15 protein-coding genes are annotated in these 14,423 nt (G+C 69.5%); 6 read left to right on the top strand and 9 right to left on the bottom strand.

Features of this window, described 5'->3' with window-relative positions:
- Positions 1 to 136 precede the first annotated feature (136 nt).
- On the bottom strand, positions 137 to 1,063 hold the full coding sequence (locus tag DT019_RS13750) for an SMP-30/gluconolactonase/LRE family protein (RefSeq protein WP_114037072.1): 927 nt from the start codon (positions 1,061 to 1,063) through the stop codon (positions 137 to 139).
- Positions 1,064 to 1,148: 85 nt separating this feature from the next.
- Between DT019_RS13750 and DT019_RS13745 the strand changes: the two genes are divergently transcribed.
- Positions 1,149 to 1,601 (top strand): Lrp/AsnC family transcriptional regulator, encoded by a 453-nt coding sequence (locus DT019_RS13745; RefSeq protein ID WP_114037071.1) that lies wholly within the window; start codon positions 1,149 to 1,151, stop codon positions 1,599 to 1,601.
- Positions 1,602 to 1,691: 90 nt separating this feature from the next.
- On the opposite strand, the gene DT019_RS13740 is transcribed toward DT019_RS13745, so the two are convergent.
- The 5 genes from DT019_RS13740 to DT019_RS13720 all read right to left on the bottom strand — a co-directional run bounded on the left by DT019_RS13740 (position 1,692) and on the right by DT019_RS13720 (position 5,938).
- Positions 1,692 to 2,468, bottom strand: a complete 777-nt coding sequence (locus tag DT019_RS13740) for a succinate dehydrogenase iron-sulfur subunit (RefSeq protein WP_114037070.1) — start codon at positions 2,466 to 2,468, stop codon at positions 1,692 to 1,694.
- A complete protein-coding gene (sdhA, locus tag DT019_RS13735; RefSeq protein ID WP_114037069.1) occupies positions 2,468 to 4,222 on the bottom strand; it encodes a succinate dehydrogenase flavoprotein subunit in 1,755 nt (584 codons plus the stop codon). The genes DT019_RS13740 and sdhA overlap by 1 nt, the downstream gene beginning before the upstream one ends.
- Before the next feature lie 31 nt (positions 4,223 to 4,253).
- Complete coding sequence (locus DT019_RS13730) at positions 4,254 to 4,736, bottom strand: succinate dehydrogenase hydrophobic membrane anchor subunit (protein ID WP_114037068.1); 483 nt, start codon at positions 4,734 to 4,736, stop codon at positions 4,254 to 4,256.
- 7 nt (positions 4,737 to 4,743) lie between these two features.
- Complete coding sequence (sdhC, locus tag DT019_RS13725) at positions 4,744 to 5,124, bottom strand: succinate dehydrogenase, cytochrome b556 subunit (RefSeq protein ID WP_114037067.1); 381 nt, start codon at positions 5,122 to 5,124, stop codon at positions 4,744 to 4,746.
- Between the two features lie 166 nt (positions 5,125 to 5,290).
- Positions 5,291 to 5,938: a 2-oxo-4-hydroxy-4-carboxy-5-ureidoimidazoline decarboxylase gene (locus DT019_RS13720; RefSeq protein ID WP_223279485.1), complete on the bottom strand. Its 648-nt coding sequence runs from the start codon at positions 5,936 to 5,938 to the stop codon at positions 5,291 to 5,293.
- A gap of 263 nt (positions 5,939 to 6,201) precedes the next feature.
- Here DT019_RS13720 and DT019_RS13715 point away from each other — a divergent pair, with 263 nt between their 5' ends.
- Positions 6,202 to 7,950 carry a beta-N-acetylhexosaminidase gene (locus DT019_RS13715; protein ID WP_223279484.1) on the top strand — a complete coding sequence of 583 codons (1,749 nt, stop codon included), beginning with the start codon at positions 6,202 to 6,204 and terminating at the stop codon, positions 7,948 to 7,950.
- A 254-nt stretch (positions 7,951 to 8,204) separates the two neighbouring features.
- Here the strand turns inward: DT019_RS13715 and DT019_RS13710 are convergent, their stop codons facing one another.
- Together DT019_RS13710 and DT019_RS13705 are read right to left on the bottom strand one after the other, a co-directional pair.
- A complete protein-coding gene (locus DT019_RS13710; protein WP_114037066.1) occupies positions 8,205 to 8,405 on the bottom strand; it encodes a DUF397 domain-containing protein in 201 nt (66 codons plus the stop codon).
- Positions 8,402 to 9,223 (bottom strand): helix-turn-helix domain-containing protein, encoded by an 822-nt coding sequence (locus DT019_RS13705; protein ID WP_189389509.1) that lies wholly within the window; start codon positions 9,221 to 9,223, stop codon positions 8,402 to 8,404. The genes DT019_RS13710 and DT019_RS13705 overlap by 4 nt, the downstream gene beginning before the upstream one ends.
- A gap of 367 nt (positions 9,224 to 9,590) precedes the next feature.
- On the opposite strand from DT019_RS13705, the gene DT019_RS13700 reads away from it, so the two are divergent.
- The 4 genes from DT019_RS13700 (at position 9,591) to DT019_RS39540 (ending at position 13,196) form a co-directional block, all read left to right on the top strand.
- Entirely contained in the window at positions 9,591 to 9,788 is a 198-nt protein-coding gene (locus tag DT019_RS13700) for a hypothetical protein (protein ID WP_147267309.1), read from the top strand.
- A 991-nt stretch (positions 9,789 to 10,779) separates the two neighbouring features.
- Positions 10,780 to 11,205, top strand: coding sequence for a hypothetical protein (locus DT019_RS13685; RefSeq protein ID WP_114037061.1), 426 nt, complete (start codon positions 10,780 to 10,782; stop codon positions 11,203 to 11,205).
- 339 nt (positions 11,206 to 11,544) lie between these two features.
- Positions 11,545 to 12,207: an RNA polymerase sigma factor gene (locus DT019_RS13680; protein WP_114037060.1), complete on the top strand. Its 663-nt coding sequence runs from the start codon at positions 11,545 to 11,547 to the stop codon at positions 12,205 to 12,207.
- On the top strand, positions 12,207 to 13,196 hold the full coding sequence (locus DT019_RS39540) for a hypothetical protein (protein ID WP_189389507.1): 990 nt from the start codon (positions 12,207 to 12,209) through the stop codon (positions 13,194 to 13,196). Before DT019_RS13680 ends, DT019_RS39540 begins: the two co-directional genes overlap by 1 nt.
- A gap of 295 nt (positions 13,197 to 13,491) precedes the next feature.
- On the opposite strand, the gene DT019_RS13670 is transcribed toward DT019_RS39540, so the two are convergent.
- Positions 13,492 to 14,355: a L,D-transpeptidase family protein gene (locus DT019_RS13670; RefSeq protein ID WP_114037059.1), complete on the bottom strand. Its 864-nt coding sequence runs from the start codon at positions 14,353 to 14,355 to the stop codon at positions 13,492 to 13,494.
- Between the last annotated feature and the right edge of the window lie 68 nt (positions 14,356 to 14,423).

Genomic DNA, 14,423 nt, shown 5'->3' with positions numbered 1-14,423 from the left:
CTTGGCGGGGCGCACCCCCGGCCCATCGTCCCCGGCCTGCCCGGACGCGGCGGGGGCGGTCTCTTCAGGCGCGTTCTCTGCTGGCACGGCAAGAGCCTAATCGGCCACGTGTCGGCCGCGGCCGCTGGGCCCGTCCTCAACCCCGCACGCGCGGCAGGCCCGTGACGCTCATGACGGCGGAGTACAGGGAGGTGGTGGCGGTGATGAAGAGCCGGTTGTTCTTGGGGCCGCCGAACGCGATGTTGGAGACGGGCTCGGGCACGAGGAGCCGCCCGATCAGCGTGCCGTCGGGGTCGTAGCAGTGCACGCCGCCCGCCATGGCGGCGGCCCAGAGCCGCCCGCCGTCGTCGAAGCGGATGTTGTCGAAGCGGCTGACGCCGTCGGTGGCCTCGGCGAACACCTTGCCGGCGCGGAGCGTCCCGTCGTCCGAGACGTCGAAGACGCGGATGGTTCCACCCCGGGTGTCGGACACGTACAACTGGCGCTCGTCGGGGGAGAAGACGAGCCCGTTGGGCGCGCCGAACCCGTCCGCGACGAGCCGTACCTCGCCGGTCGCCGGGTCGGCCCGGTAGACGTGGCAGCCGCCGATCTCGGGTTCGGCGCGGACGCCCTCGTAGTCGCTCGTGATGCCGAAGTCGGGGTCGGAGAACCAGATGGACCCGTCCGAGCGCACGACCGCGTCGTTGGGGCTGTTGAGCCGCTTGCCGTCGTACCGCTCGGCGATCACGGTGACGCGGCCGTCGGGCTCGGTGCGGGTGACCCGGCGGTGGCCCTGCTCGCAGGTGACGAGCCGGCCCTCGCGGTCGAGCGTGTTGCCGTTGGGGTGCCCGGCGGGGGAGCGGAAGAGGGAGACCGCGCCGGTGTGCTCGTCCCAGCGCAGCATCCGGTCGTTGGGGATGTCGCTCCAGACGAACTGGCGCCAGGCGGGCAGGTAGAGCGGTCCCTCGGCCCAGCGGCAGCCGTCGTACAGGACGTCGAGGCGGTCGTCGCCGTTGGCGCAGCGGCCGGTACGGAACCGCTCGTCCAGGATCTCGTACAGCGGAGTGCGGGCCTGTGTGGACATGGTCTCCCCTTGCCGTCATGTATCCGAACTATATTCGGTCGATGACGACTATGTCAGAACGGGATATGGTTCAGCCATGGGGAATGTGGATGACATCGACCGCAGGCTGGTGGCCCTGCTCCAGCGGGACGCGACCACGGCGTACGCGGCGCTGGGCAAGGAGGTGGGCCTGTCGGCCGGCGCGGCGCACGAGCGGGTGCGCAAGCTGCGCGAGCGGGGAGTGATCCGGCGCACAACGGTCGAGGTGGACCCCGCGGCGCTCGGCCAGGGCGTGCTGGCCTTCGTGATGGTTGACTCGACGTCCTGGATGGGCGATTCGGCGGCCGCCTTCGCGGCGATCCCGGAGATCCAGGAGGCCCATGTGATCGCGGGCACCGCCTCGGTCCTGGTGAAGGTGCGCACCGCCACGACCGAGCAGCTCCAGTCCGTGCTGCGCAGGCTGTACGCGATCGACGGGGTGAGCGGGACGCAGGCGACGGTGTCCCTGGAGACGTTCTTCGAGCGCCCCGTCTCCCCGCTGGGCGAGCCGGGCCACTGACGGCGATTCCGGCCGTTCGCGCAACGGCGAGGGCCCCGCACCGGGAAGCGGACTTCCGGGTGCGGGGCCCTCGTCGGAGCCGTACGGGAATCAGAAGCGGCGCGTGATCAGGGCGCGCTTGACTTCCTGGATGGCCTTGGTGACCTCGATGCCACGCGGGCACGCGTCGGTGCAGTTGAACGTGGTGCGGCAGCGCCACACACCGTCCTTGTCGTTCAGGATCTCCAGGCGCTGCTCGCCCGCCTCGTCACGGCTGTCGAAGATGAAGCGGTGCGCGTTCACGATCGCGGCCGGGCCGAAGTACTGGCCGTCGTTCCAGAAGACCGGGCACGAGGACGTGCACGCGGCGCACAGGATGCACTTCGTCGTGTCGTCGAAGCGCTCGCGGTCCTCGGGGGACTGCAGGCGCTCGCGCGTCGGCTCGTTGCCCTTCGTGATGAGGAAGGGCATCACGTCGCGGTACGCCTGGAAGAACGGCTCCATGTCCACGACCAGGTCCTTCTGGACCGTGAGGCCCTTGATGGCCTCGATGGTGATGGGCTTGGACGGGTTGATGTCCTTGATCAGCGTCTTGCAGGCGAGGCGGTTCTTGCCGTTGATGCGCATGGCGTCGGAACCGCAGATGCCGTGGGCGCAGGAGCGACGGAAGGTCAGCGACCCGTCCATGTCCCACTTGATCTTGTGGAGACCGTCGAGCACACGCTCCTTCGGGTCGATCTCCAGCTGGAAGTCCTCCCACGTCGCTTCCTCGGAGATCTCCGGGTTGAAGCGGCGGATGCGGAAGGTGACCGTGATGTACGGCGAGTCGGCGAAGCCGGGCTCCGGCGCGCCGGCCTGGTCGGCCTTGTCGAGAGTCGGGGTTGCCATCAGTACTTACGCTCCATCGGCTGGTAGCGGGTCTGGACGACAGGCTTGTAGTCGAGGCGGATCGAGTCCTTGCCGCCGTCCGCGACCTCGCGGTACGCCATGGTGTGGCGCATGAAGTTGACGTCGTCGCGGTTGGGGTAGTCCTCGCGGTAGTGACCGCCGCGGGACTCCTTGCGCGCGAGGGCGGAGACGGCCATGACCTCGGCCAGGTCGAGCAGGTTGCCCAGCTCGATGGCCTCCAGGAGGTCGGTGTTGAACCGCTTGCCCTTGTCCTGGACGGACACGTTCTTGTACCGCTCGCGCAGCTCGGCGATCTTCTCGACCGCCGTCTTGATCGTCTGCTCGGTGCGGAAGACCATGACGTTGGCGTCCATGGTCTCCTGCAGCTCCTTGCGGATGACCGAGACGCGCTCGGTGCCGGTCGCCGACAGCAGGTTCGCGACCTGCGCCTCGACCATCGCCGCCGGGTTCTCCGGAAGCTCGGCGAACTCCGTGGTGTGCGCGTACTCGGCGGCGGCGATGCCCGCGCGCTTGCCGAACACGTTGATGTCCAGGAGCGAGTTGGTGCCCAGGCGGTTGGCGCCGTGCACGGACACGCAGGCGACCTCGCCGGCCGCGTACAGACCCGGCACGACCGTGGTGTTGTCCGCGAGGACCTCACCCTGGACGTTCGTCGGGATGCCGCCCATGGCGTAGTGCGCGGTGGGCTGGATCGGGATCGGGTCCGTGTACGGCTCGATGCCCAGGTAGGTGCGCGCGAACTCCGTGATGTCCGGGAGCTTGGCGTCGAGCTGCTCCGGCGGGAGGTGCGTCAGGTCGAGGTAGACGTGGTCGCCCTCGGGACCGCAGCCCCGGCCCTCGCGGATCTCGGTGTAGATGGAGCGCGAGACGACGTCACGGGACGCGAGGTCCTTCATGACCGGCGCGTACTTCTCCATGAAGCGCTCGCCGTCCTTGTTGCGGAGGATGCCGCCCTCACCGCGGGCGCCCTCCGTCAGCAGGATGCCCATGCGCCAGATGCCCGTCGGGTGGAACTGGAAGAACTCCATGTCCTCCAGGGGCAGCCCGCGGCGGTAGCACGCGGCCTGGCCGTCACCGGTCAGGGTGTGCGCGTTGGACGTCACCTTGAAGAACTTGCCGGTGCCGCCCGAGGCGTAGATGACCGACTTGGCCTGGAAGACGTGGATCTCGCCGGTCGCCAGCTCGTAGGCGACGACGCCCGCGGACTTCTTGACGCCGTCTTCCTCCACCAGGAGCTGGTCGAGGACGTAGAACTCGTTGAAGAACTCCACGCCCTCCTTGATGCAGTTCTGGTAGAGCGTCTGGAGGATCATGTGGCCGGTGCGGTCGCCCGAGTAGCAGGCACGGCGGACCGGGGCCTCGCCGTGGTTGCGGGAGTGACCGCCGAACCGGCGCTGGTCGATCTCACCCTTGGGCGTACGGCCGAAGGGCAGGCCCATCTTCTCCAGGTCGAGGACGGCGTCGATGGCCTCCTTCGCCAGGATCTCGGCGGCGTCCTGGTCGACCAGGTAGTCGCCGCCCTTGATCGTGTCGAAGGTGTGCCACTCCCAGTTGTCCTCCTCCACGTTGGCGAGCGCGGCGGCCATGCCGCCCTGCGCCGCGCCGGTGTGGGAGCGGGTGGGGTAGAGCTTCGTGAGCACGGCGGTGCGGCTGCGCTTGGTCGACTCGATGGCCGCGCGCATGCCGGCGCCGCCGGCGCCGACGATGACGGTGTCGTACTTGTGGATCTTCATCAGAGAATTCCTCAGTCCCTCAGCCCGTGGCCTAGCGGATGTTCGGGTCGAAGGTGAAGATCACCAGCGTGCCCAGCAGGACGGTGAACACCGTGGCGGTGTAGAGAAGCATCTTCAGCCAGAAGCGGGTGTTGTCCCGCTGCGCGTAGTCGTTGATGACGGTGCGCAGGCCGTTGGCGCCGTGCAGCATGGCCAGCCACAGCATGGTCAGGTCCCAGACCTGCCAGAACGGGGACGCCCAGCGGCCCGCGACGAACGCGAAGCCGATCTTGGAGACGCCGCCGTCCAGGACCAGCTGGATGAGCAGGTGGCCGAGGACCAGGACGACCAGCACGATGCCGGACAGCCGCATGAACAGCCAGCCGTACAGCTCGAAGTTGGTGCGGGTCGACTTCGGGGTCTTCGCGGTGCGCTTGCGCGGGGCCTCGATGAGCGGGGCCGGGTGATCGGTGTCGTACAGGCTCGCGCCCTCGACCTCGCCGATCGCGGAAGCGGAAGAGGTTTCGGCAGACATTCAGTCCTCAGCTCCCGAACAGTTCACGTGCGGCGTGCCCGAGCACCGGGTAGAGCGCGCCCGCCATCAGCACGACCCAGATGACCACGACGGTCCAGAGCATCTGCTTCTGGAGACGCGGCCCCTTGGACCAGAAGTCCACGGCGATGATGCGCAGGCCGTTGAGCGCGTGGAACAGGATGGCGGCGACGAGGCCGTACTCCAGACACGCGACGATGGGCGTCTTGTAGGTGGCCACGACCTTGTCGTACGCCTCGGGGGAGACACGCACGAGAGCGGTGTCGAGGACGTGTACGAACAGGAAGAAGAAGATGAGGACGCCGGTGACTCGATGAGCCACCCAGGACCACATTCCTTCCCGGCCGCGGTACAGCGTTCCAGCCGGCACGGAAGAACCCTCCGGGAGCGGTGTTGAGGGCCGGCCGGCTTCAGTGTCGGTCTGACCCGGCCGGGTACGGTCCACCGGCCCCGGTCATCGTAGCGACGAGATGTCGGTTCCCTTGCGCCGGGTCCATAGGTGTGATCAAACAGGCAATCAAACAGGCTCGTACGGCCTAGAGAACGCCATGCGCGGGGCTCGGGGTGTCTGGTTCGGGGTGGTTGGACACGAGATGGGCGAGTCGGGCGCGGGCGAGACGGCGCAGTTCCTCGGCCGCGATCGAGTGCTCCTCGTCCCGTTCGTTGTTCATCCGCACCCGGATCCCGGCGAGTACCTCGTCCAGGTGCTCGGCCGGGCTGACCCCGTCGAGGCAGATCACGAAGGCGTGCCCGAAACTGCTCTCGTACCGCGCGTGCGCGGCGCCCAGCGCCATGTGGGCCGCCTGGGGCGCGCTCTCGTGCAGCCCCGGCGACGGCTCCTCGGCCAGCGCCTCGGCGAGGTCGCCGGCGGACAGGTCGTAGCTGGCCTCGTCGGCCGCCGCGAGCAGGGCGTCCAGGTCCGGGTAGGGGCGGTGGGCCGTGATCCGCGCGGCCCAGCGGCGGCTCGCGCAGCAGGAGAGCAGGGCCGCTTCGGCGGCGCCGACGGAGGCGCGGTTGAACCGGTCGAGCCCGCCGGGCTCCGGGGCGGCCGTCGGAACGGATGTGCCCCGCAGCTGATTCGGTATGGCCGCCCGCCCCTGGGCACGAGGAGTGTGATGGAGTGTCGGCGGTCGCTTCCGGGGGCCGGCGTGGGAATCGCTGGACAGCGTGGGCTCCTCGAACACTGCGCGGGACGCGGTAGTACGGAACGGGAAGGGCTGGGGAGCACGGAGACTGGAGTGGCAAGGGAGGTGGGAGTGCCGCCACGCTATCCACGTGGAGCGGGAGGCGCCCGGAGGTCGCGCGAAGTTCACCCGGACGTGCAAGCCGGGTCATGCGCGGTGGACGGGCACCCGGGCACTTCGGCGTACCTTCACCCCAGTTGTCCGACCGCTGTCCGGGGTCTCCGGATCGCCCTTACTGTCGTTGGACGGGAGGTTTCTGAGTGATGTCGCGTTTCAGGATGTCACGGGCCCGGACGCCGGAGCCCGGTGACCCGAAGCGGTCGTCCTCGCCGTCGTCCGAGGCGCGCGCCTCCCGGCCGCGTACGCCCCGGTCCCGCCCCGCCTGGCCGCCCCGGCCCCGCGGCCGCCGCGCCCTGGTCCTGAAGGTGGCCCTCGCGGGCCTCGTCGTGCTGGCGCTGATCATCGCGGTCTGGCCGGACGACGACACTCACGGCGGGCACGGCGGCCCGATCGACAACAGGCCCGCCTCCTCGGTGCTGCCGTCCCCGTCGCCGATCTACCCGATCTCCTCGCCGCCCCGCACCATCCCCTCCGTACGCGAACACCGCCCCGCGCGCGGGCCCGGCTTCCGGCCCGTCGACTCGACGCGGGTGATCGTGGCGGCCGGCAGCGAGAGCCTCACCGACGAGGGCAAGCTGCTCGCGCAGGAGCTCGGCGCCGACTACGCCCAGGGCGGGCAGCCCCGCGAGGGCGACATCGAGCTGGCCCTGACCCCGCCGCCGAAGGGGCAGAAGGCGGTGGCCGAGTCGTACACGCTGACCACGCACGACCGCCGGGTACGGATCACCGGGCCCGACGACGCCGGGGTCTTCTACGGCACCCGCACCCTCAAGCAGGCGCTCAAGGGCGGCGCGGTGATGCCCGAAGGGGTGGTCGAGGACCGGCCGGACAAGCCCCAGCGCGGGCTCAACCTCGACATCGCGCGCAAGGCGTACAGCGCGGCCTGGATCGAGGACCAGCTGCGGCAGATGGCCGACCTGAAGCTCAATCAGCTCGGGCTGCACTTCTCCGACGACCAGGGCTTCCGCATCGAGTCGGCGAGCCACCCCGAGGTCGTCTCGCGCGAGCACCTCAGCAAGCGCGAGGTCCAGCGGATCGTGGCCCTCGCCACCAAGCTGCACATCACCGTGGTCCCCGAGATCGACTCGCCGGGCCACCTCGGCGCGGTGCTCGCCGCCCACCCCGACCTCCAGCTGCGCGACAAGGACGGCAAGCCGGTCAAGGGCGCCGTCGACCTCGCCAACCCCGACGCCGGGCGCATCGTCGACGACCTCCTGCGCGAGTACGCCGACCTGTTCCCCGGGGCGTACTGGCACCTGGGCGGCGACGAGTACCAGGCGCTGTCGGTGAAGGCCCCGGCCACGCCCGAGACCGCCTATCCGACTCTCGCCGACGCCGCCCGCGCCAGGTACGGGCCCAAGGCGGGCATCCAGGACCTGGCGGCGGGCTGGCTCAACGACCGTGCCGCGACGCTCCGTTCGGCCGCCGCGGGCCGCACCTTCAAGGCGTGGAACGACGGCTTCTTCCCCGGCGGCAAGGTGGCCGCGGACCAGGGCCGCGAGGTGGAGTACTGGACCGGCAAGGAGCCCGGCGAGCGCGCCCCCGAGGAGTACCTCGCCGAAGGGCGCGCGGTGGTCAACCTCAACGACGAGTACCTGTACTACGTCCTGGGCGAGCCGGGGAGCTACAAGTACCCCACCGGCAAGCGGATCTACGAGGAGTGGACGCCGCTGGTGCTGCGCTCCACCAAGCCCGTGGACGCCAAGTACGCCGGGCAGGTCCTGGGCGGGCGGTTCGCTCTCTGGTCGGACGTGCCCGGCGCCCAGACCGAGGAGCAGGTGGCGCGCGGCATCCGGATGCCGCTGCGCGCGACGGCCCAGAAGCTGTGGGACGCGCGGACGCCGTCGATGGACTGGGAGGAGTTCAAGGCCCTGGCGGACCGCCTGGGCTGAGCCCGGCCGCGACCGGGCCGGGGTGCGGAGGACGACCGGGGCCGCCACCCCTGGCCCAGCTAGTCAATAAAAGGGCCCCTGACCAGGTGTTTTATCGCCTGATCGGGGGCCCTTTGTTGCTGTCCGATGCATCCTCTGTCCAGGCGTTTCTGGGCGTTCCTGACCGCTGTTGGACACGCGTTGGTCACGTGGCCAACGCGTGTCCTGGTCTGTTTCGGGGCCTAGAAGGAGTGCGGGGCCGAGGTGGGAAGTGCTTAGTTCTTGAGGCTGTCAACGAACGCCTGCCATGCGCGGGCGCTGTGGGCGAGCTGGGGTCCGTTGGGGCGCTTGCTGTCACGGACGGGCACGGCACTGGGGGTGGCGGACGCAGGGGCCCACTCGACACAGTTGCCGCCCTGTCCGTCGCTGTAGGACGACTTGATCCATGTCATCCCCGGGCCGTGGATGCTGCTCATGTGCGGTACTCCTCGATGATCTTGGTAATCAGGCGTACAGATCGGGCGGGAGGCTCTGCCTCCGCGCAAAGCCGCTCGTAAACGGCCGTCCAGTGGCGTACGCCATCGGTCGCGTCGTCTATGTGGCCACGACCGGCGGACTCCGCGTAGTGGTACGTCGTGTCCCCGCCCATGGAAAGCAGCGTAAACGGAAGCCCCGAGGCTGGGACAGCGGCTTGAAACGGGTACACCTGCAACGTTACGTCTGGAACCTCGACCAGCGTCACCAGGTATTCAAGCTGATCCGCCATGACGGTGGATGAGCCAACGATCATGCGTAGCGCCGCCTCATGGACGACCAGCCACACCAGCGGGGGTGATGGTCGTTCAAGGATCTCGCGCCGCCTCATCCGTTCCTCGACTCGCGCCGCGATGTGGTCTGGCGCTTCGTGAGGATGCGCGCCACGGAAGGACGCTTCAGCGTAGGCGGGCGTCTGGACCAGCCCCGTCAGGAAGGCAGTTGAGTAGTCGCGAATCCTGGTCGCTTGGGGTTCGAGCGTCAGGAACGGCGCGAACCAGGTGGGCGAGACGCCTGTAACCATCCGCTGAAAGTTCCGGCCGATCATGCCACCCGTACCAAAGACGCGGTCGCGCCCCTCTACGAATCGTGAGCTTGGTTTGACCTCCCCAGCTTCCACCTTACTGACGTACGACTCGCTGTAGCCGACAGCCAGCCCCAGAGCCTTCATGGTGATTTTTCTGGCCTTCCGGATCTCAGCCAGATCCCTACCAAAGACTTGAAGCGGATTCATGTCCTGGGGTTCCAACTCGTCGCTCACGCCCACAACCTCATGCGATGGAACCGACTCAACTGTCATACCAGGCTGCGGACTTGAACATTCGTGTTCAAGCGGTTCAAGTAAGCCGACGGAGTGCTGAGCTAGGTACGAACGATCTGCTTCCACGCCGAGAGGGCGCCTCCATGTCTAGACCGCGCCAGCCGATTGCCGAGCCCGACATCACCAGGACCACCAGCGCGCCGGACAGCGTGGCCGAGCTGGTCACGCTCATAAAGGAAGTCGGTCCCTGGGGGTTGCTCGGCTGGCGCCCACGCGGGGGCTTCGTTCATCCGGCTGAGGTTGATCTCAGGGCTGTTGAGGCCGGGCTCCGGCGGATGCTGTGGGCGCCCGCCAGGCGGCCCGGCGCATGCCGAGCCGCGTCACGGTCGGAGCCGTCGTCTACGACGCGGCCACGAAGCGCACGGGGCGTGTGATGGACCTGTTGTGGTCGCCGCGCATCGTGCTCCGCCCGCTCAAAGGGGGCGTGGAGTGGTGGGCGCACTGCCACACCCTCAGCCCCTGCACGACCCACCAACTCCAAGGGGAACTGACGCAATGCCAATGACCATGCAGGAATGGCGGGACGCAACAATCACCGCCAGCTCCGCTGCCGAGGCCACGCGCGAAGCGCTGAGGCTGGTAGGCGCGTCTGAACGGACGATCAACAGCATCCGGGGCTCTGCCACTCATCGGGGGGAGCCCTTGGTACATGTCGGCCATCTGCCCGCCGAAGTCGCAGAGCGGCTGTCCGAGCGCGTACGGCTGAGGGTGGCCCCGTGAAGAGCCACTTACGGAACCTCATCCAGGACGGCGCCGCGGTCCTGCTGATCCTGATCAGCGGATCAACCGGCCTGTACGTCGGGGCGGCGCTCGCGATGCGATGACTTCCGTTCCTCATGGCATGAACCCCGAGCCGATCAGCGCAACCGGCCACGCGGGCAGTCGCCAACGAGAGCGGAGCACTGCCCCCGCCCCTGCTGTGGGAGACCGGACACGTTCCCCCACGTGCCAGGGAGGCTCGGCAGGGGCGGGCACCTGCAAACCACGGAACGGAAGAGCGAGGAGACGCAAAATGGGATGCCCAAGGTGTGGAGCAGCGACGACGCAGGGGCCCGACGGGTCGTGGTCGTGTGGCAACTGTGGCTGGTCTTCCGGGGTCGCTCCGGCTCCGGCCGGGTACGCTCCGGAATATGAGTCCATGGCCGCCGGAACTGGAACCGCTACCCGAGCCTGAGCCCGTGTTTACTCCGGAGATCACGGAGGCGGACTGTCGGAAGTGCGGTACCCGCGTGGCGGGACTCGATGGCCGCTACGCGTGTGGTGTCTGCGGGTGGACCAATGATTGGTCCGAGGGGCACCGTCCTTTGCCCAGCTCCGAGGCTGACCCTGACTACCCGGGGCCTGACGCTCCAAGCAACCGTCTGACCCGCTAGTAGAAGCCCCGTTCGTCTGCCGTTCCCCCACGGCCGATGAGCGGGGCTTTCCCATTGTGTTTACGGTCCGCGCTCGCCGACTGAGGCTCTGCAGGCCTGGTTCGGCTGCTCAGGGTTACGGAAATGGGGAAGGACGACCAAGCGCTGATGAAGGTTCTCAAGATCCAGTGGGAACGGCAGCAGGCTTGGAAGTCTCAGCTCGGCTCACGCTGGAACGAACAGGGTCTCGTCTTCGCCCGCGACGGATACATGCTCCGCAATGACGGACTCAGGCCCGGTGACCCGCAGGACGCCGGACAGGTCAGCGCCAGGTGGCGCACTGTGCGTACGCGCCTGGATCTGCCGAAGGACTTCCGTGTTCACGACTGGCGGCACAGCAAGGTCACCAATGACCTGGAGGCGGGGGAGAACCCCGTAGAGGTCTCCGCGAACGTACGGCACGCCTCGCCGGGCTACACGATGAAGCAGTACGGCAAGCGTCGCGTCGAGGGAGCTCTCAGGCTGGCATCGGGGACGGCTCAGCGGATCGGTCTGGGGAACGTCACGTGAGGTGCCTGACCCGTTGGTCACGCTGTTGGTCACGCGGACTCATCACACACAAGATCTGCGCAGGTGAGAGCGCTAGAGATCGGAAGGACGACCGGGGCCGCCACCCCCCACAGGAGAGGCCCCGGCCGTCTTCCGGCGGGGCCGTTGTGGCGGCCCCGTACTCTCTTCAGCGCCGTGCGTGCGTTTTCTGTCACACCCCGCTGTGTCAGCAGGTTGTTGCAGGTTGTACAAGTCATGGACTACGGGGCGCCGAGGCCGTAGCGTGCTGATTCGCGTTGGGGGACGCGACGCGATGACCAGCGGTGACATCAGGACAAGTCAGTCAGACAGGTGCAGGGATTGCTGGGGGACGACGCGGAGCTGACCGCCGCGGTGCTCAGGGCGCAGGACGGGGACGAGGAAGCCTTCCGTGCTGTCTATCGCGCTGTGCACCCGCGCCTGCTCGGCTATGTGCGCACGCTGGTCGGGGAACCCGACGCCGAGGACGTGACCTCGGAGGCCTGGCTCCAGATCGCCCGCGACCTCGCCCGCTTCGAGGGCGACGCCGACCGCTTCCGCGGCTGGGCCGCCCGCATCGCCCGCAACCGGGCCCTCGACCACATCAGGATGCGCGGCCGCAGGCCCGCCGTCGGCGGCGACGAGAGCGAGCTCGTCGCGCGCCCCGCCCCCTTCGACACCGCGGACGAGGCGATGGAGGCGCTCGGCACCGGACGTACGATGGCGCTCATCGCCCAGCTCCCCCAGGACCAGGCCGAGGCCGTGGTGTTGCGCGTGGTGGTCGGTCTGGACGCGAAGAGCGCGGCGCAGACCCTGGGTAAACGGCCCGGCGCGGTGCGGACCGCCGCGCACCGGGGCCTGAAGCGGCTGGCTGAACTGCTCGGCGCCGACGGCTCCGCGGGGGAGGGGGCCCAGGACGTGGAGGAACTGGGTGCCGTGCCGTCGCAGCGTGCGCCGGAACGCGGTGTGACGCAATCGCGCGCCCGGACGCAGAAGGACATGTGATGGCTGACGAGCGGCACGAGTGGCTTGACGGGGATGCCGTCGAGCGACTGCTGCGCGGCGAAGGGGTCGAGCCCGGTGACGAGCGGGCCCGCGCCGAGGCCGACCGGCTCGCGGCCCTGCTGCGCTCCCTCACCCCCACCGAACCGGCCACCACCGAACTCCCCGGCGAGGCCGCGGCCCTGGCCGCCTTCCGCAAGGCCCGCCCCGAGGGCACGGCCGCGGCCGAGGGGCTCGGTGTCGTACGGGTCGGACGCGTCGCCGAGGTGCGCGAGGCCCCCCGGCGCAGGCGCTTCGCGCCGGTGCGCCTCGGCCTTGCCGCGGCCCTCGCCTGCTGCGCGCTCGGCGGGGTCGCCGTCGCCGCGGGCACCGGTGTGCTGCCGGGTCCCTTCGCCTTCGACGAGCAGGACCCCACGCCCGCGTCCAGCGTCTCCGCCGAGGTGACCCCGGGCCCGGTCACCGCCTCGCCCTCGCACTCCCTGCCCCCGGGCTCACCGACACCCGGCCGGCACAGCCCGTCGACCGGCACCGGCACGCCCGGCGACCCCTCGCACCCGGCGAGCCCGGACGGCTCGGCCGCCGGCGGCAGCGGCGACCCGGGCAGGAAGGACGGCGCCCCGTCCGGTGGTTCGGGGGACGACAACGATGGCGCGGGCAAGGGACAGTGGCTCGCCAAGACGGCCGAGGACTGCCGGGACTACCGCTCGGGCCGGCTTGACCAGGACAAGCGCCGCAGTCTGGAGTCCGCGGCCCACGGCCCGGGCGCGGTGAAGGCGTTCTGCGACGTGCTGCTCGACGGCGACGGCGGCGGCAGGTCCGGCGGCTCGGACGACCAGGGCCAGGGCGAAGGTCAGGGCAAGGGCAAGGGCGACGGCCAGGGCAACAAGAACGGCGGCGGGGGCGGCGGCAAGCAGAACTCCGTGACCACCCGCCCCGGCAAGCTCCTGGACTGGATCAGGCCCGGCGCGCTCGGCTCCGCGGTCCCGCACTGAGCGAGCCGCTGCGAGGCGCCTTCCGCGGGCCCCGATGCCCGGGACCAACAGCCCCGCGGGGTCTCGCCGAGGTCCGAATCCCTCCGTGGAAGCGCAGCTCAGAACCCGGAGTAACGTTTTTTGAGACGGCGGCGCAGTACTGAGTGAGCCGACTGGTCATCGGCGGCGCAGAAGAGCCGGGGTTCCCCCCGTACCCACGGCTCCGCGCGAATGGCGCGGGCGGGACACGTTCCCCCGGTCCCGCCCGCGCCCTCCCTTCCTCCGACCCCGGCCCACGGGTCGGCGACGGACCGGATCACCAGTAGACGACGACCTTGTCGCCGATGCGCACCTGGTCGAAGAGCGCCGCGATCTTGCCCTTGTCCCGTACGTTGACGCAGCCGTGCGAGGCGCCGTTGTAGCCGCGCGCCGCGAAGTCCGACGAGTAGTGCACCGCCTGGCCGCCGCTGAAGAACATCGCGTACGGCATGGCCGTGTGGTAGATCGTCGAGACGTGGTTGCGGCTCTTCTCGAAGACCTTGAAGACGCCCTCGCGGGTCGGGGTGTACTGGGAGCCGAAGCGCACGTCCATCGTCGACTGCACCTTGCCGCCCACCACCCACGACAGCGAGCGGCTGGTCTTGCTGATGCACAGCACACGGCCGGTCATGCAGCGCGGGTCGAGCTTGGCGGCCGGCTTGTTGACCGTCTGCCCCGCCAGCTCCTCGGCCGTCGGCTTCGTCGTCATCGCGAGCAGCCGGTCCCAGGTCACGCTGTCCGTCGTGCCCGTGGCGGCGAGGGCGCGCTTGTCCTGGAAGCCCTTGACGGCCGCGGTGGTCGCGGCCCCGTACGTACCCGTCGGGGTGTCGTCGTACCAGCCGATCTGCGCGAGCCTGGCCTGCAACTCCTTGACGCGGTCACCCTTCGCGCCGTTCGACATCAGGACCCGCGGCGCGGGCTTGGCCGCGGTGGTGGCCGAGGCGGCGGGGGCGGGCGCGTCGGCCGGCTTGTCGTCGGCGACGGCCGAGACGGGCGAGGCCGAGGGGGCCGGTGCCCCGGGCGGCGCGGGGGTGGCCGCGCCCGCCTTGTCGTTCCCCGGACTGCATCCCACGGCCACCGTGATGACGGCGGTCGCGGCGAGGGTCTTGGCTATGACAGTGGTGCGGTGGTTCCGGCGCATCGGTCGCCCCCCTGAATCTCTCGTGTCCCCAGAGACAGATTCCCGCGCTGAACGGTTGCAAAAGCAGC

It is taken from the genome of Streptomyces sp. SDr-06, from assembly GCF_003324565.1.
GTDB lineage: Bacteria > Actinomycetota > Actinomycetes > Streptomycetales > Streptomycetaceae > Streptomyces.
Note: the sequence above shows the minus strand (reverse complement) of the source record. Positions and strands in the feature narration are given on the sequence as shown.